The sequence below is a fragment of the Paenibacillus sp. LjRoot56 genome (genome assembly GCF_964253335.1).
Classification (GTDB): domain Bacteria; phylum Bacillota; class Bacilli; order Paenibacillales; family NBRC-103111; genus Paenibacillus_E; species Paenibacillus_E allorhizoplanae.
Genome location: NZ_CAXURV020000003.1, coordinates 1,413,158 through 1,429,925 on the forward strand (window position 1 = coordinate 1,413,158; position 16,768 = coordinate 1,429,925).

At 48.5% G+C, this 16,768-nt stretch carries 15 protein-coding genes; 3 read left to right on the forward strand and 12 right to left on the reverse strand.

Translation table 11 applies throughout. The features are described 5' to 3' along the window. The 5 genes from ACSQ8O_RS25290 to ACSQ8O_RS25310 form a co-directional block, all read right to left on the reverse strand. Complete coding sequence (locus ACSQ8O_RS25290) at positions 1–741, reverse strand: LutC/YkgG family protein (protein ID WP_436243867.1); 741 nt, start codon at positions 739–741, stop codon at positions 1–3. Next, positions 734–2,248 carry a LutB/LldF family L-lactate oxidation iron-sulfur protein gene (locus tag ACSQ8O_RS25295; protein ID WP_436243868.1) on the reverse strand — a complete coding sequence of 505 codons (1,515 nt, stop codon included), beginning with the start codon at positions 2,246–2,248 and terminating at the stop codon, positions 734–736. The genes ACSQ8O_RS25290 and ACSQ8O_RS25295 overlap by 8 nt, the downstream gene beginning before the upstream one ends. Next, positions 2,245–2,973 (reverse strand): (Fe-S)-binding protein, encoded by a 729-nt coding sequence (locus ACSQ8O_RS25300; RefSeq protein ID WP_056618519.1) that lies wholly within the window; start codon positions 2,971–2,973, stop codon positions 2,245–2,247. The genes ACSQ8O_RS25295 and ACSQ8O_RS25300 overlap by 4 nt, the downstream gene beginning before the upstream one ends. 347 nt (positions 2,974–3,320) lie before the next feature. Then, positions 3,321–3,791: a YhcH/YjgK/YiaL family protein gene (locus tag ACSQ8O_RS25305; RefSeq protein WP_436243869.1), complete on the reverse strand. Its 471-nt coding sequence runs from the start codon at positions 3,789–3,791 to the stop codon at positions 3,321–3,323. Positions 3,792–3,817: 26 nt separating this feature from the next. Continuing rightward, positions 3,818–4,747, reverse strand: coding sequence for an N-acetylneuraminate lyase (locus ACSQ8O_RS25310; RefSeq protein WP_436243870.1), 930 nt, complete (start codon positions 4,745–4,747; stop codon positions 3,818–3,820). Positions 4,748–4,906: 159 nt separating this feature from the next. On the opposite strand from ACSQ8O_RS25310, the gene ACSQ8O_RS25315 reads away from it, so the two are divergent. The 3 genes from ACSQ8O_RS25315 (at position 4,907) to ACSQ8O_RS25325 (ending at position 7,237) form a co-directional block, all read left to right on the forward strand. Further along, entirely contained in the window at positions 4,907–5,776 is an 870-nt protein-coding gene (locus ACSQ8O_RS25315; RefSeq protein ID WP_436243871.1) for an AraC family transcriptional regulator, read from the forward strand. A 259-nt stretch (positions 5,777–6,035) separates the two neighbouring features. Beyond that, complete coding sequence (locus ACSQ8O_RS25320; RefSeq protein ID WP_436241574.1) at positions 6,036–6,362, forward strand: transposase; 327 nt, start codon at positions 6,036–6,038, stop codon at positions 6,360–6,362. Between the two features lie 11 nt (positions 6,363–6,373). Next, positions 6,374–7,237 (forward strand): IS3 family transposase, encoded by an 864-nt coding sequence (locus ACSQ8O_RS25325; protein WP_436241980.1) that lies wholly within the window; start codon positions 6,374–6,376, stop codon positions 7,235–7,237. 259 nt (positions 7,238–7,496) lie between these two features. On the opposite strand, the gene ACSQ8O_RS25330 is transcribed toward ACSQ8O_RS25325, so the two are convergent. The 7 genes from ACSQ8O_RS25330 to ACSQ8O_RS25360 form a co-directional block, all read right to left on the reverse strand. Beyond that, a complete protein-coding gene (locus ACSQ8O_RS25330; RefSeq protein ID WP_436243872.1) occupies positions 7,497–8,876 on the reverse strand; it encodes a sensor histidine kinase in 1,380 nt (459 codons plus the stop codon). Continuing rightward, entirely contained in the window at positions 8,849–9,553 is a 705-nt protein-coding gene (locus ACSQ8O_RS25335) for a response regulator transcription factor (protein ID WP_436243873.1), read from the reverse strand. The genes ACSQ8O_RS25330 and ACSQ8O_RS25335 overlap by 28 nt, the downstream gene beginning before the upstream one ends. Before the next feature lie 88 nt (positions 9,554–9,641). Next, a complete protein-coding gene (locus tag ACSQ8O_RS25340) occupies positions 9,642–11,804 on the reverse strand; it encodes a hypothetical protein (RefSeq protein WP_436243874.1) in 2,163 nt (720 codons plus the stop codon). 37 nt (positions 11,805–11,841) lie between these two features. Beyond that, positions 11,842–13,284, reverse strand: coding sequence for an ABC transporter substrate-binding protein (locus tag ACSQ8O_RS25345; protein WP_436243875.1), 1,443 nt, complete (start codon positions 13,282–13,284; stop codon positions 11,842–11,844). Further along, positions 13,265–14,686: an ABC transporter permease gene (locus ACSQ8O_RS25350; protein ID WP_436243876.1), complete on the reverse strand. Its 1,422-nt coding sequence runs from the start codon at positions 14,684–14,686 to the stop codon at positions 13,265–13,267. Before ACSQ8O_RS25350 ends, ACSQ8O_RS25345 begins: the two co-directional genes overlap by 20 nt. 18 nt (positions 14,687–14,704) lie before the next feature. Beyond that, positions 14,705–15,832 carry an efflux RND transporter periplasmic adaptor subunit gene (locus ACSQ8O_RS25355; RefSeq protein WP_436243877.1) on the reverse strand — a complete coding sequence of 376 codons (1,128 nt, stop codon included), beginning with the start codon at positions 15,830–15,832 and terminating at the stop codon, positions 14,705–14,707. A gap of 34 nt (positions 15,833–15,866) precedes the next feature. Then, positions 15,867–16,760 carry a carbohydrate ABC transporter permease gene (locus ACSQ8O_RS25360; RefSeq protein ID WP_436243878.1) on the reverse strand — a complete coding sequence of 298 codons (894 nt, stop codon included), beginning with the start codon at positions 16,758–16,760 and terminating at the stop codon, positions 15,867–15,869. Positions 16,761–16,768: the final 8 nt, after the last annotated feature.

Sequence of the window (16,768 nt, forward strand, 5' to 3'; positions counted from 1 at the left end):
CTATCCGATAAGTAGCACGTGCACAATCCCTGGACCGTGAACACCGATTGTCAAATCGTTCTCAATATCCGCCGAGCGGCTCGGACCCGAGATGAAGTGAATGCCGGCAGGCAGATCTTTCCTTGCTATCTGATCGAGTGGGGCGAGAATCTCGCCTAGTCTCGTTTGCAATCGTTCAACCGGCAACAGGACGACTAATGCTGTAGGGAGCAAGCTCACCGATCGGCCCTTTTCTTTCGATGATAACACAGTTAGCGAGCCTGTGTAAGCCGCCGCATGATCGGCTAGGACAATCCCCAGATCAGCATTCGCTGCGCTGGCCTTCCAGTTCGTATCCTCATCGGTGTTCCAGATCGAGAGGTCTACGTCTGGAAGAGCTTCTTCTAGTTCCAATGCATGTAATTCCGCTTGATCCTGATGGATAACTCGTTTAACACTTAACATGCCCACGAGTTCTTGGATGGTTGCCTTCGCCGCTTCCATCGAAGGTACACGGACGACGTGCCCGCCTGCGGCATGGAAGTTCGCCGTGAAGTTCTCGATGCGTTCTTCTGGAGACCAGTTGAACGCTTTCCAGCTATCTGAAGCCCCTTGGAAAGGGTGAGCTGGCTTCTCGATCACACGAGCGCGCCCTAACTTCTGGGCGATGCCCTGGATGAAACGCTCCTGCTCAACCAGCGATTGCTGGTCTAGCTTCGTTAATTTCTCCTGCCACTCGGGCGTTATGTCGCGTTTAACCATGATGATGTCCTCCCTTTTTGCCTCGTGCAGCCAGTGCTTCTGCTAATCTTGCTTGAATCGCAGGATCAGCCTCTGTAAGACCATGGCGAATTTCTTGCTCGAGTGTTTTCCAGCCATCTCGGAAGGATGCCTTCGGCAGGCTTGGCGTCACGCGGTAGGAATTCCACCCTTTGAGCGGTCCTACCTTCAGGCGGATGCCGCCGTCACGAACAACGAGCTTTTGACCAATTCTGCCCAGCTTGAGCACGGCGTTGAAACGCTTCGAATTCCCCATCAACGCAGCAAATCCCTTCATACCTGCGGCCTCGATCTTATCGCCATGGCCGCTTTCGACCTTACGGCGGCGCAGCGACACGAGCATGTCGTGCAGTGGGATCTTCACTGGGCATGCCTCATAACAGGCGCCGCAAAGACTTGAAGCATTGGCGATGTCATCCCATTCCGCCACGTTTTTCTTGAGCGCTGGCGTGAGCACCGCGCCGATCGGGCCGCTGTACGTGCCGCCGTAGGCATGGCCGCCGATATGGCGGTACACCGGGCAGGCGTTCAGACAAGCGCCGCAGCGGATGCAGTTAAGCAGCTCTTGGAACTCGGGATCGCCGAGTTGCTGCGAACGCCCGTTGTCGACGATGATGATGTGCATCTCTTCCGGCCCATCCGCATCTGCTTCTCTTCTCGGACCTGTGATGCCGGACATGTACACGGTTAGCTTTTGCCCTGTTGCTGAACGTGGGAGCAAGGTCGCCATGACCTCAAGATCCGCCCACGTCGGGATAATGCGCTCCATCCCCATGAGCGTGATTTGCGTTTTGGGCACCGTTGTGACCATGCGGGCGTTGCCTTCATTTTCGAACAAGACCATCGATCCGCTCTCCGCAATGGCAAAATTACAACCCGTCATCCCGATATCCGCTTCAAGGAATTTCTCTCTTAATTTCTTGCGAACGTAGCCAGCCAGAATCGTCGTGTCGGGAGCCAACGTCTCCCCAGCATCTTTGGAGAGCAGGTCGGCGATTTGATATCTATTTTTATGAATCGCTGGAATAATGATGTGGGAAGGTGTTTCGTCCGCCAACTGAATGATGTACTCGCCTAGATCCGTCTCAATCGCTTCAACCCCAATGGAGGCCAGCGCCTTGTTCAAATGCAGCTCCTCGGTCACCATCGATTTGGATTTGACGACAGTTTTGGCTTGTTTGGCAGCCGCGATTTCCAAGGAAATTTGAACAGCCTCGACATCCGTATCGGCAAAATGCACATGAACCCCATTCGCTCTCGCATTGTTCGCAAACGTCGTTAAGTAATAATCCAAATGCGCGATCGTGTGCAAACGAATCTGTCTGCCGCGCTCGCGCCAATCGTCCCAATTGCCGTGATCAGCTGCTGCTTTCAGTTTACCACCGCGAAGCCGTTCTGTCGTAAACTTCACCGCTTTGCGCAAAAACTCGTCGTTCAGTGCGAGGTCTGCCCGCTCCTTAACTGTTGACTTACTCGTCGTGTGACTCATGCTCGCTTCACCCCTTCATATAGCAGCTCCGCCAGATGCATCACCCTCACCGGCTCATTTCGATAGCGCAAATTACCCGCAATATTCATCAAACAAGCCAAATCCAGACCGACCAGCACCTCAGCCTCGGTTTCCTTCACATGATCGACCTTCTCCTGCACCATCGCACCAGAGATATCCGCCATCTTCACTGCAAAGGTTCCACCGAATCCACAGCAATCTTCTGCAAAAGGAAGCGGCACTAGCTCCAGATCTTTAACGCCTTGGAGGAGTGCGAGTGGCTCTGATTTCACGCCGAGCAGCCTACTTCCGTGACAAGACGGATGGTACGTTACTTTATGTGGAAACACAGCGCCCAAATCTTCGATGTTTAGCACATTGACGAGGAACTGTGTAAATTCATACGTTTTGTTCTGAAGCTGCGTGGCTTTCTCCAACCACTCCGGTTCATCCTTAAATAAATTCGGATAGTGATGAATCATATACGTGCATGAGCCCGATGGCGAAATCACAAAGTCACTATCATCAAATGCGGTAAGAATCGTCTTCGCTGTTGCTCGCGCCTCATCCCAGTAGCCGCTGTTATAGGCAGGCTGGCCGCAGCACGTTTGCACCGTCGGCAATTCTAACAGGACGCCATAATGCCCAAGCAGACGTGCAATTGCTTCGCCAACTTTCGGATATAGTGCATCACTTAAACACGTAATAAATAAGGAAACCTTCATAAGGAGAAGCCCCACTTTCTTTCGTAAACTTATCAGGTTATCAGACAAGTTGAGTGTATCATAAACCCCCTTGTCTTGAGAAGGGGGTTATTGCGGATAATCCGATCATTATCCAAGTTTGCGCTCAAAAATAATTTCATAGGCCATGGGCTTCTATGGACTCTAGTGGACATCAGCTATGATCGTGATTACGAATGGGTCCGTCCCCATGGAATGAACACCAATCACCTCCCTTTTCAAATAAAACTAAAAGTAAGCGGTTTTTATGAATTACACTGATCCTAACTACAAATATCCCGATCATCGACTGTGCTCAGCAGTAACCATGATCGGGATGTCGTTTCGTTTCACTCAAATATATCACGATGAATCTTCACAACTAACTTCACTAAAGGAACTACACCCTTAGGATGACAGTTCGGACGGTGAACTTCACCAGGCCAAAAGATACTAAAATCACCCGGTAGCAGCTGAACGCGCGACTCCTTCTCGACTTGCTCGAATAACGCGTAATCGCTCTCTTCCAATCGATCTTCCACGCTGCTGTTATGAGGAGAGGCAGGGGCGATGCCTTGCCATTCCTCCCCTTCTACCACAAGGTGGATATCCGCATACTGCGCATGACTCTCAGCAAGCCGTTCCTCAAAAGTAGCTGTCGTAGGCGTTTGCTTCATCACATACATTCTCATTCCGTCTATTTCGAGCAAAGACGGCATGTCAGTGACGTTCAAATGAGAGATAACCGTAAGTGCTCGACGTACAACTTCGCCGTATTGACACTTATTGTTCTCCCAATGGCTAATCGAGTCCAAAATCAAGACAGTTCCCTCCTAACACTCAGTCTTTACAACGAATGACGACGCAGTACATCGCTCTGTGCATAATATTGTTCGATACGTTCGCGCTCTTCCGCTGTAAATTGTTTCAACGGCTGACGGACGGTTGGCGTAGATAAGACACCTTGGAGATACAGCATGTATTTCTCATAAGCAATGACATCGAACTGAATCATATGTGCAATTAATTCATTAGCTTCTGCTTGCATCGCCTGCAGAGCAGCCATTAGAGGCTGTTCCGCCGATGAGATAATCTTAAACATCTCTGCAAACAAACCAGGCATCATGTTGAACGTGCTTCCGATGGCACCATCCGCACCTGCATAAGCACCGCCTGTATACACTTCATCATGTCCGTTATAAATGAGGAAATCCTGTCCGCAACGCGCACGAATTTGCTGCATTTCAAACAGATTCAGCGATGTGAATTTCACACCAATGCATTGCGGATTACGGCTCATCTCCTCATAGAAGTCCATTGACAGGTTAACTCCCGTTGCTCCTGGGAAATGATAAACGATCATTGGCAATGACACAGCTGCCATAATCGCTTCGTAATGCTCGCGAATTTCTTTCATCGTTACTTTATAATAAAACGGCACGACCGCGGATACCGCATCGACGCCTTGGAGCTCAGCATGCTTGGCCAACTTGATCGATTCTCTTGTACTAATGTTGCCGACATGGGCAATAATTGTAACACGACCTGCCGCAGCCTTAACAACCGCCTCCAACACCTGCTGACGCTCTTCACTTGTCAGAATAAATCCTTCTCCCGTGCTTCCGCCAACGTAAAAGCCGTGGATACCTTGCTTGATTTGATGCTCAACCAACCGAGCCAGAGACTGGAAATCAATGTCGCCATTCTCGAACATTGGCGTCAGAAGTGCTGTGAAAATCCCGCGATACGATTTACTGTTTGTCTTTGTCGTGTTCATGGTGTTCGTTCTCTCCTTCGCGCTGCTCGCGCACAATAGTAGTTACGTTATGCCTGTATTGTAGCTCGGAGGAGATCGGCTCATATTTCATTTTTTTATAAATCCTATCATTTCTTTACGAAATAGGAACAGATATAATAGAGCTACTTTGGTCAGGAGGTGAAACAGAACCTAATGTACCCACAATATCTTTTCGAATACCCGAATATCGATACAGATTTTCCATTTCATATGAAAAAGAAGAAGTATACCTCTGTCTTCTCTCATCGTCACGATTTCATTGAATTTTCGTTAGTGCTTGAGGGCAAAGGAAAAGAGCGGATAAACGGAGTCGAGCACGAAATGCTGCCCGGCACGATGGTCTTGCTGCTTCCGTATCAGATCCACGAGTACCGAGCCGACGTTGATGAGACGTTATCGATGTACATTTGTAATTTTGACATGAAGCTAATTACCACTGGACCCGAATCCGCTTGGGGGCTGCATGATCTGTTTCTCGGCCTCGATAGCGCCCAACCGACCTATATTCAATTGCAAGGCGAAGCTTATGAGGAAAGCCTGCGACTGTGGGAGAAATTATATAAGGAACACAATTCATCGCTAACCTGGAAGCCAATTATGCTCAGAGCTCTATTGCTGGAAGCATTATCGTTATTTGTCCGTGGCAGAGATAACAACAAATCCACACATGCAGAGAAACAGTCTTCCGCTGTCAGGAAAAGTATTTGGTCCGTCATCCAGTATGTGTACGATCATTACTTGGAACCTTTATCCTTAACATCATTATCCGAACAATTTCACATTCATCCGACCTTGTTAAGTACACATTTCGGCGAAACCATTGGCATTCATTTCGTCGACTTTCTACATGAACTTCGAGTTCGTCATGCTTGCAGTTTATTGAATTCCTCCGATCTTCCTATTTCACAGGTAGCGTATGAATCTGGCTTTTCCTCCTACCCCACATTTTCACGCACATTTCTGCGGATTAAAGGGATGACCCCCAGTGAGTATAGGAAACGGAAATAATAGGCGGAGCGAAGCACGTGTAGTTTAAAAGCCGCTTCGATTGCCCGGCCTTTTCTCCGCCGCACTAAACAAATAAATGGAGTTAATGTAGCTAATTTTGCTGATTCTCCCCATTTTGGAGCAATAGATGGATTTCATGCTGTTAATTTCCGCCAAAATACACCAAACAGCCCATCATGGTCATATTAGCTGTACTTTTGGAACTAGAATAAAAAGTAGACACCTTGTTAAGAGATGAGGATAATAATCTTATCAGGAGGTGTTCATTTTGGGTGAACAGCGGCAACGGTATAATGATGAATTTAAACAACAGACGGTAAAATTTATTCAAGAACAAACGAAGTCGGTAACGCAGATAGCCGAGGAATTGAACATTCCGGCAGGAACCCTGCACCAATGGGTAGCGAAATATAGACAGTTTGAAAGTGAATCCATTGCAACACCAGAAAGACTCCGCCAGTTAGAACAGCTTTTGAAAGAGAAAGACCGCGAACTTGCAGATAAAGATCGCCTCATTGCAGATGCTCAAGAAGAACTTGCGATCGTAAAAAAGGCCGTACACATCTTCAGCAAACCAAAGAACTAAGGTTCCAGTTCATTGAAAAGCATCGTTCCGAATTTTCAATGGAGAAGATGTGTCAGACGCTTGAGGTTTCCCGGAGCGGTTACTATAAATGGTTACTTGGAAAAGAGGCGGTGAATAGCTACCAGAAGCGCAGAACTGCGCTCTTAGCTCGAATCACGTTCATATTTCATGACCATTTTGGTAGGTATGGCAGCCCTAAAATCACAGAGACACTCGTGCGTGAAGGCTGGACGGTATCTGAACGACTAGTTGGTTCACTAATGAAAGCCAATGGGCTTCGTTCCTGCGTTTCTAAGAAGTTTCGAGTGAACACGACGGATTCAAACCACGATTCACCGATTGCACCTAACTTGCTAAATCAAAATTTTCAAACAACCGCACCTAACAAAGTCTGGGTCACTGACATTACCTATATTCCGTGCCGTGAAGGCCGGTTGTATTTAGCTAGTGTTTTAGATCTTTACACGCGCAAAATTGTAGGTTGGAAGCTCGGAGACCGCATGACAACAGAGTTAGTCCTGGCTGCACTAGACCAAGCTTATGTGGCGCAGCAACCCCCAGTAGGGCTTGTGCATCACTCAGATCGAGGCTCACAATATGCCTCGGAAGATTACCGCGAAAGACTTGAAACCTACAAAATGAAAGCAAGTATGAGCCGAAAAGGCAACTGCTACGATAATGCCTGCATCGAATCCTTCCACAGCGTATTAAAGAAGGAGTTTGTTTACTGTACGAAATTTTGGACAAAGGCACAGGCTCAACAGGACATGTTCGAGTACATTGAACTCTTTTACAACCGTAAAAGAATCCATGGTTCTTTGGGCTATGTCTCGCCTGATCGATTTGAAGAACTATATTACAAAAGCGTTAGTTAATTTCTCTTAGTAGGTGTCTACTTTCTTGACAGAGGTCCATTTCTCCATCTATTTGCTAAAACTTAGGTAGTACGGCAAAATTAGCTGTACATTTTACAGTTATTTGAAAACTAGCTACTCAACTGAGCGCACAGCACACTACTGCTACTTCTCCAATAACAACTACAACTACCCAAGCTCGCAGTCAGCCTGTTAAACATCACGTCCAATTTAAATACACGAAAAAGCCGATCCACAGGATCGGCTCTCTTACACAACACTACCCCCGCCGCTGCAACACCGGGAAACGAAGCACCATCTTCGTTCCCTGCCCCAGCACGCTAGACGGGGTGATTTCACCGCCGTGCGTGGTCACGATCCACTTCGCGATCGCGAGGCCGAGTCCCGTGCCCCCCGTGCTGCGCGTCCGCGACTTGTCGCCGTGATAGAAGCGGTCGAAGATATACGGCAGATCCTCTGCCGATATCCCAGCTCCCGTGTCTTCTACCACCAACTCAATGTCGTTGCCCTTCTTCCGAGCAACGACACGAATCGTTCCGTCAGCAGGTGTAAACTTCATGCTGTTGTCGAGCAGAATAACTAGCAGCTGATGGATCCGTTCGGCATCCCCCAGCAATTCAATCCCACTCTCGACATCCGATTCCAGCTTCTGCTGCTTCAGCTCCGCTAACGGTTCGAATTTCTGCACGACTTCGTGGATAACCTCTGACAGCTGCAACGGCTTCAGCATGAGTTCCTCTTGATTGGAATCCGCTCTCGCCAGCGTCAAAAGCTGTTCCGTCAGCCTGCCCATACGCTTCGACTCCTCCAAAACCACCGACAACGGCTCACTCATGTGCAGAATCGAGCGATCCGGATGACGGAAAGCGAGCTCGACATTCGCCCGAATAATCGATAACGGCATCCGCAGCTCATGGGAAGCGTCAGCAACGAATTGTTGCTGTTTATCCCAGGACTGCTTAATCGGACGCAGCGCTTGATTGGCTAGATACATCCCCGCCAATACTGTTATAGCGCCACCTATCACGATTCCTATCAAAATAAGCTCGAACAATTGCTTCAACATATTTTGCTCCGAGTCAATGAGACTTATGGCTTGAATGGATACGATCTTGGTCGTAGCATCGGTAAAAATCGTTGATGGTGTAATGGCATCTAGTCCCTTCGCCTGGGAAATATCGGTCAATACTTTCAGATTCATCAGTTTCGGCTGCTCGTATTGAACAGCATATACACGATATGAATGATTAGCTATGTTAACCGTTTGAGGCATGGGGAGGGATCGATAAGGCTTGAAGGCGTCCACCTCTTTGTGCATCCCTGCCCCGGTTAATATGGGATAGGAGTTCCCTTGATCATCCCACATGACCAAAAACACACGAGGATCAATCCCTTGAACCTGAATTAATGTCTTCTTCATCGTTCCATCTGCAGGATCATCCGGATTAGGCGTCAACATTTGAGATTTGGTATAGAAAAACTGTGTATCCTGCTGGGCTCTCTGCTGTAACGATTCATCGACTTTGGCATATAATTGATGTCGCAATTCGGTATAGACGACCACACCCAGACAGACGATGATGACGAAGAAAACAACCGCGTTCAATGCTGTCAGACGAATTCGGGTCTTTTTGAACATGAGGTATTCTCCTTCAAAATGTACCCCACGTTGCGAATCGTATGAATCATGTGATCGTAATCGAAGGGCTTCAATTTTTTGCGCAAATAGAAGACATAGACATCTACGACATTCGACCCTACGTCCGAATCCAGTCCCCAGACCCGTAGACAAATTTGCTCACGCGTCAGAATTTGCCCGCGATTGCGCAGCAAATATTCGAGCAGCTCGAATTCCTTCAGTGTCAGCTCCAACGGTTGCCCAGCAATCGCAACTTCCTTCGTTCTGCCTGTCAGCACTAGCTGATTGTAGGATAGGCGATCTTCGACCTCGATTCCTCCGCGCCTTCTCAGCAGCGCCCGTACCCTTGCGAGCAATTCCGGTACCCCGAAAGGCTTCGTCATATAATCATCGGCACCGGAATCCAACCCTTTTACCATATCCTCAACGCTATCTCTGGCCGTGAGAAACAAGATCGGCGTCAGAACTTGCTTAGCTCGCAAACTATGTACAATCTTGACGCCATCCATCCCAGGCAGCATCCGGTCGAGCACGACTAAATCGTAGATGCCTTGCTCTGCCAAATAACAGCCCTCTTCGCCGCAAGCTGTCGCATCCACTTGGTAGCCTTCTTCCACCAGCAACGTTCGTATCGTTTGCAGCAAAGGCAGCTCGTCTTCCACAACGAGTATTCTCATCAACTTTCCTCCCAAGCGTTACCCGCAACCTCACACATGGCTTCAGTATAAAGGGATTAGATGAAGGCTAGCTTAAAATTAGCTTAGGCTAGTCTGTATAAATAAACCAATCTAGTTCTTTGGTTGCTAGTAATTTTTTCTGTCCATTTTGGAATTGGTGGTAGACATTCAATTGATACGACTTCATATCACGAATTTTATAAATGGTATCTTTGTTCGTGTACGTGATCGTGGTATCGTGGAAGCCTACTTGCAGAGATTTGATCGGATCCGTCCCATCCAGCTCATATGTTTGGCTCACGATAATCTCCTTCCCACTCTCACTCAATTCGTCTCTCAGCTCAACAATTAACGAATGGTCCTTCATGCTCGTTTCCACGAAGGTATCCCTTTTTAAATCATAGTCGAAATCAAGCATGACGGTTCCTTGTGCAAAATTAATCTGTGTCCCTATGTGACTTAATGTAAGAGTATAAGGGTACACATCTAGCTCAGCGAAGCCATTCTTCGGATCTTCGATTTCATCCGGTAATTGGAAGGAAGCAGCGTTAACGTAGCCGACCTCGTCTTCACTGGCTCCTTTACCCGAACCTGTGCCTTGAAACGTTGCCGCATCCCCCAGAATAAGCTGCAAGTCTGCCGTTTTATACCCCTTCGGGATCGTACCATAGATATAGATAAGCGCCTTGCCACCCGGTATGATCTTATTGTTGATCGCTGTCATATGCGCAGGGAACACTGTGCCGTCTTCCGCCTTAAATTGGGCAACCTGCTTCCGCAGATCAGTGAACCGCTTCTCCAAATTTTCAACACGCAACTGAACCGTGAATAAATCAGCACCTTCACCTTCGAACGTTTGCGTGGAGCGAACAGAATAAGCAGCACTTTGACCAATATCTGTCAGTGTTCTCGTCCCATCAGTAGGAATCATTTTCATCCCCATCAGCTCTTTATTATGATGAAACGTGAGCAAATCACTCACTTGGTTATCCGCAGTCTTCTCTTGCAAAATGAGATTCAAATCCTTGAAATCGCTCGTATACGGTATTTTCCCCGCTAGCTGTAGATGGACCTCTTTCCCGGGTTGAAGGCTGATCACACGGTCTGTCCGAATTAAACTCGCCTCAACAGTAACCGCATCATCAAGTTCAAAATAACCTTTCAAATCCGGAATGGGCAGCGCCTGATTCCCTTTATTGGTCAATGTGATATTAGCCGCCAAAATGTCTTGATCTTCCCATGGCAATCGCTGCAGAGATGTCAACCGTGCGGTATAGGTGCCTGACTTGTTGGAGAATTCGTAGTCGTTCCCAAGCGAAACCTCAACTTCCACAGCTTCCGGCATTTTGAAAAAAGCAACCGGCAGCTTCAAGCTGCTTTTGCCGTCACTTGTGGTCGTCGTTTCCGTGATGACAAGCTGCCAACCCTCCGCACCCGCTTCCCTAGGAATAGACCCGCTGAGCAGCCCTTCCTTTTCAGCTAGAGGTTGCAGCTCCATGCCTTTACCCACTTTCGTCGCTTGCAACGGATACATGTGCCCTTGGGCGGTGCGAATGAAATAGCTCAGATCTGGCAGCTTGATGCTACCTGTCCCCTTATTTTCCATTTCAAAATAGATCGACGGCAAATAGTTATCCTCATTTCGACTAATGGACGTCCGATGAATGTTCGCGTAGAATGGCGTACCGTCGATTCGAACCGAGCGATTCGCTCCCACTGGTGTCGCCACACTGTAGTCCGCAGAAGGAGACATTTGACCCACCACTCGCTCAAAGCCAGACACCGAGAAATCCAACTGAACGAGCTTAATAACGAGATCCTGAAGCTCGGTCGAAGCACTTACTTTCGCATAAAAGCTATACATCTCGCTTGTACCTGGTGCGATCCGGTTCGTATCACCGCTCTGCGCTAACTGGTTGGCTGTAAAGGTACTTCCAGCCTTGGACTGCAGACGCACCCAATAATTCTTGAAAGACAACTCACTCACACCGCCGTTATGGACATGCACCGTGAAGGTAACTATCCCATCCTGATCGCCAGGCAGCAGCATGAGATCCGTGACTTCCATGTAACTATCCCCGCCGATGGAAGCCTTCCCTAGCGATGTTGATCCTACGACAAGCTCCTCCGCTGACTCCACGGAAGAAGATGCAGCATCCCCAGAATCGGCCGAAGCCGAAACGGGGGAAACTACGCTGCTTAGGAGGAGGAACAGAAGCAAATACATGATTTGATGATGACGAATCGTCATGATGACAACATCCTCCTTAGATGATCGGCACTTCATGTTACTCTTGCAAATACGTGCTGACCTTGTTTTGAATCACCTTCGCAACTTCCTCAGCCGACTTCTGACCTTGGAAGAATGGGGCTGTTTCTTCTACGACGATGTTCGTAATTTTCGGATCGCTTTCACCATTTACGCTAATATTGTTCAGCACTTTCTCTATAGCGGCAGCTTCTTGCTCTGTAGGAGGCGTAACTGCCATTGCTTTGCCATTGATGTTAAGCTTCATGCTTTTGCCAGCGCCACCTTCACCTGCTGTACCCAAGGTTTTCAACAAGTCGATTTGCGCTTTAGCTCCGTTCTTGTTGACCGCAATCCCGCTCAGCTCTCTGGACGATTGCATCTCATCAGACAGCAAATACTTCACGAATTCCCAAGCTTCCTTCTTGTTGGCTGACTTGCTATTGATTGCGAGTGGCAACGAGGAAGTGAACTGCGTTCCCTTGGCTTCGCTCTCGGAAGGCAGGTTATAGTAAGCTCCCTTGCCATCAAAATTCATCTTCGGCATCATATACATATCCATGTACATCAGCACGTTCCCTTTAGGTTGGAACACAACATTGTCAGGGTCCGAATTATCCGCAAGAATCAATTTATCGTCATACAAGGATTTTGCCAGCTTTAGCATGTTAATAAAATCTGGTGAATCGAACTTCGCTTTCTTTGCGCCAACATCGGCGAATTTAGAGAAGCTGCTGTTCAGCATGGAGGTAATCAACTGGTCAGGCTCAATTTTACCGAGCGGATATGTGTCCGGCTTGCCGTCATTATTTTTATCCGAGACTAACGCGCTGGCTTTTTTCTTAAAATCCGCCCAAGTCCATTTGCCGTCATCGACCTGCTGACCACTCAATAGGGCTTGATTACCAATCCACATATTTAATCCCACTTTAATAGGGACTGTGTATAAGGAACCGTTATATGTCATAGCATCAAAAATACCTGCGTAATAGTTTTCCTTTTTGAATGAAGCATCTTTACTCATCAGGTCACTAATGTTCTCTAGCAGCTTCTTGTCCGCATATTTCTGAAAAGGAAGTCCACTCGTTACGATCACATCCGATGCTTTGCCGCTCATAAGCTCTGCGCCGATCGAACTAGCGTATTTCTCGATGTTTTTCGGATCTGGCTTCTTCACCATTACCATCTGCTGCTGTTGGCCTTGTCCTTGCCCCTGTCCGGTCGCCGTTTGAGGTGCAGCCTCATACTCCTTAATGTTGATTTTGGTATCTGGATGCAGGGCCTCGTACTTCTGTTTGGCTAGCTCGAGAAAGCGATCGGACGTCATGACCGATAAAGTAACGGTTTTATTCCCTGTAGCAGGTGTTGTCGTGCTTCCAGTGTCACCTGTCGTAGTCGTCGTATTGGACGAACAGGCTGTAAGAGATAAGAGAGAAACGAGCGAGCAAGCAATAACCGATTGTTTAACTGTGAGTTTGCGCATAAGAAAATTCCACTCCTTCTGATGGGTTAAAATGAATCATAGCAACGGTGCATAGCGCACCTACTACCGCATAATCCAGCGGTTCGATCTGGTAAGACAACCCCGCCCACTGGGCAATGGCGAAAATAATAACAGCTGCAGCTGGCACATAGATAAACACGCGTTGCAGTTGGGCATATACAGGCACTCGTTCCAGCGCCCATAACCGGGCACCCAGCATAAACAGCGGCAAGCCGAACAACATGCCAGCGATAAATAACCTGCCTGTAAGATGGTTAGCGGCGTCCGTCAAAAGCTCCTGCGGCGATGGGACATATCCCATCTGTGCCGCTTCTTGCTGCCAAAGGCCTATTAGCTTTTCCATATAAAATGAAACATCAATAATTTGTTCTGGCACCCATTCCAACGGAATGTAGAGGTGAAACCGGATGCCGATCCAGAGGGCCATGATGCAGGCGGCCATGCCGAGTATAGCGAGCGTAATTAACAGCAATGCTTTTCGCTCGTGAATCAACACATCGGTCCAATTATCTCTAGTCAATCTGCTTCTTAGAACCGTTTGCATAACGGATAATTGCCGCACCATCAACCTCACGAGCAAGAAGATCGCGATCATCCCACAGACAAATAATTGAATGAATCGCCACTGTGTCATGCGCGTATAAGCAAGCTCGTGGTTGACGATGTTGAATTGCGAAGGATTGTGAGCGATTGCTCTGAGCGCTTCCCTCACTTGACTTTCTCCGCCGTCAACCGCGTTAGACTTACCTGCCATTTGAATCGTCTCAATGACTGCATTCGGTTGCACATCGAACAAGGTCGTGACAGGAATCAACACATTCGGGCTGCCATCGTTGGACATCTGCCGAAGCAGAGAGCCTTCATCGTCAAACACTCCGATGACGGTAAAATTCACGCCGAAGAGATCAATCGTTTTACCTACGACTAGATTGGCACGGAATAGCTGCTGAGCAACCGTGTTGCTCACGATAGCTACTCGGCTGTGCTCTTCCACCGAGTTTCGCCCGAACGAAGCACCTGCCTTCAGCTTCATCTCGTTAAAATCCGTGTAGGCGCCGTTCACACCGTAAACATCGGTATTCAGCTTCGCAGCGCCATATACCGCGCGAGTTTGCTCTCTCGCTGTATAGGCAATGGGCAGCGGCGCCCACTTTTTCGTCAACAGCTCGGCATCTTTCAAGGTCAAGCCTGCCCGCTCTGCGGAGCCTACTGGGCTTGCTCGCGCAGCAGATGGATCCACATTCACCGTTAGCTGCTGCACGCCGTGAGCACCGTTTGCCTGCTCCCAGTCGCTGACGAAGGAAGCGATTAATCCGCTGCTGGCCAGCAACAACAGCACACCAGCAAATACCATCCATGCGGCCAATCGGGAACGCTGCATATCCTGCTCTCCTCTCATTTATGGCTCCGCGCGGACACGGTCGCCATCAGCAATTGACTTCGAGCTGGACACGATCACTTTATCGAGCGGCGTAACGCCATTCTCGATGGATGTTTTCGTATCATCCGCATCTCCGATCTGGACATTCGCCCGCTGTGCAACGTACTCTGTACCAAGCGGACCCTTCTTCTCCTTCAAGAGCAGCACGTAAGTCCCTTGATCATCCTCCCGCACAGCATCGTTAGGCAGGAGTGAGCGGAATGCGGCTGTTTTTTTGACAATATCGAATTCGCCCGTTTCCCCACCTTTCAAACGATCATCCTTCAGCGTGAATGTCAGTTCCTTTCCCTTTTCACCAGACTGACCGCTAGCACTCACCGCATCCCGAATATCTGTGATTTGCGCTGGAATTCTCGCATTGTTTAATGTGGCAAAAATGAGCTCCGTCTTATCTCCCACAGCTACATAAGACGCCTTAGCATCGTCAATGATTGACTTCATCTGCTGACCCTTGGACAAATCGGCGATGCTCACTGCGGCTTTCCCGCTCTGAACCGGCGCCCCCTTAACGGCATTAACTGCTGTCACAATGCCACTGACAGGTGCAATCAACCGAGAGGATTCGGCAAGCTGACGCTGTTGATTCGCGATTTGCCGCTCTAGGATTTGCATGTCCAGCTGTGTGCTTTCGATATCACGGGCTGTGCTGCGCATGAGTTTCTCATCACTGCTGCGGAAAGTTTCCTGATAGTTTTCCTGCAGCTTTTCCAAGCTCAACTGCTTCTGGGCATATCGCGCCTGATTGTCTTTCAACGAATCTTCTGTCTCTCTTGTTTTAAAAACCACCAACTCTTGGCCAGCTTTTACCTTATCCCCGACCTTCACTGCGACCTCGTTTGCGACCCAGTTTGTCTCCACATAAACATCTGCTGTTTCGGCCGACTCGACAGTCCCCGAACCCATTACCTCGTGTGACAATGTGCTCGCCGCAGACTTCTCCACCGTCACCTTAGCCAGCGATATACCCAGCAAAGTATTGGAGAAAAATGTTAATGCCACCATAGCGATAATAAAAGCAAAGATGGCCTTTCGGATTCCTTTCTTCTTGGCGCGTTCACCGTCGGCGGCGGCCATTAATACTTCCATACAACGTTCCTCCTATGTATAGATCCATTCGTCCTTATCCCTTAATACCTGAGAGCTGGATACCTTCGACCAAATACTTCTCTGCATACAGCGCAACCAAGAGTGGCGGCAGCATATACACCACCGAAGCAGCAAAGGCAATACCTCGCTCCTCGTCACCAATGACGGCTAAGTACACAGATAACGGCTGTTTGATCGCATCATTTAAGAAAATCAGCGGCTGCTCCACCATATTCCAGTTATCGATAAAGACGAGGATCGAAAGTGCCGCTACGCCGGTCCCGCACATTGGCAGCACAATTCTTGTCCATATGTACAAGTGGCTCGCCCCATCTACACGCGCTGCTTCGATATAGCTGACAGGTACGACCATCATGAATTGCCGCAACAGGAACACGCCAAAGGCGCTGAAGATACCAGGGTAGATAATCGCCCCATACGAACCCAGTAGTCCAAGCTTTTCCGCGACAATAAAGTTTGGCACCAGCGTGACTTGAAAGGGCATCAGCATCGTGACAATGTACAGGAAGAAGAGCGGCTCGCGAAAGCGAAAACGCAAATGGGCGAAAGCATACGCAGCTAGCGATGCCACAAGCAGTTGACCTGCAATGATTGGCAAGGTCATTTTCACCGAGTTCCAGAACATGAATAGGAACTGCGGTCTGCCAACCAATACGGCGTAGAATTGGGATAAGGTGACACGATCAGGTACCCATTTCATGGTGACGAATTGACCATCATCCATATCTCCCGAAAGGGCAGCGTAGTTACTTGAAATTTCTGTTTCCGCCATGAACGAGTTCGCAATGGTCAGCGCCATCGGGAACAGAAATCCCGCCATCAGCGCGGTGAGCACGGTTATGAGCACGATTCGTGCAGACTTCCGCCCTATGCGGACGGTAAGCGGCTTTAAGCGAATGTTTTGCATGCAGGTTC

Coding starts and splice junctions, on each gene's coding strand:
- ACSQ8O_RS25355 (WP_436243877.1), bottom strand. CDS start 15,832: ATGGAAGTATTAATGGCCGCCGCCGACGGTGAACGCGCCAAGAAGAAA.
- ACSQ8O_RS25290 (WP_436243867.1), bottom strand. CDS start 741: ATGGTTAAACGCGACATAACGCCCGAGTGGCAGGAGAAATTAACGAAG.
- ACSQ8O_RS25300 (WP_056618519.1), bottom strand. CDS start 2,973: ATGAAGGTTTCCTTATTTATTACGTGTTTAAGTGATGCACTATATCCG.
- ACSQ8O_RS25345 (WP_436243875.1), bottom strand. CDS start 13,284: ATGCGCAAACTCACAGTTAAACAATCGGTTATTGCTTGCTCGCTCGTT.
- ACSQ8O_RS25310 (WP_436243870.1), bottom strand. CDS start 4,747: ATGAACACGACAAAGACAAACAGTAAATCGTATCGCGGGATTTTCACA.
- ACSQ8O_RS25340 (WP_436243874.1), bottom strand. CDS start 11,804: ATGACGATTCGTCATCATCAAATCATGTATTTGCTTCTGTTCCTCCTC.
- ACSQ8O_RS25350 (WP_436243876.1), bottom strand. CDS start 14,686: ATGCAGCGTTCCCGATTGGCCGCATGGATGGTATTTGCTGGTGTGCTG.
- ACSQ8O_RS25330 (WP_436243872.1), bottom strand. CDS start 8,876: ATGTTCAAAAAGACCCGAATTCGTCTGACAGCATTGAACGCGGTTGTT.
- ACSQ8O_RS25295 (WP_436243868.1), bottom strand. CDS start 2,248: ATGAGTCACACGACGAGTAAGTCAACAGTTAAGGAGCGGGCAGACCTC.
- ACSQ8O_RS25335 (WP_436243873.1), bottom strand. CDS start 9,553: ATGAGAATACTCGTTGTGGAAGACGAGCTGCCTTTGCTGCAAACGATA.
- ACSQ8O_RS25360 (WP_436243878.1), bottom strand. CDS start 16,760: ATGCAAAACATTCGCTTAAAGCCGCTTACCGTCCGCATAGGGCGGAAG.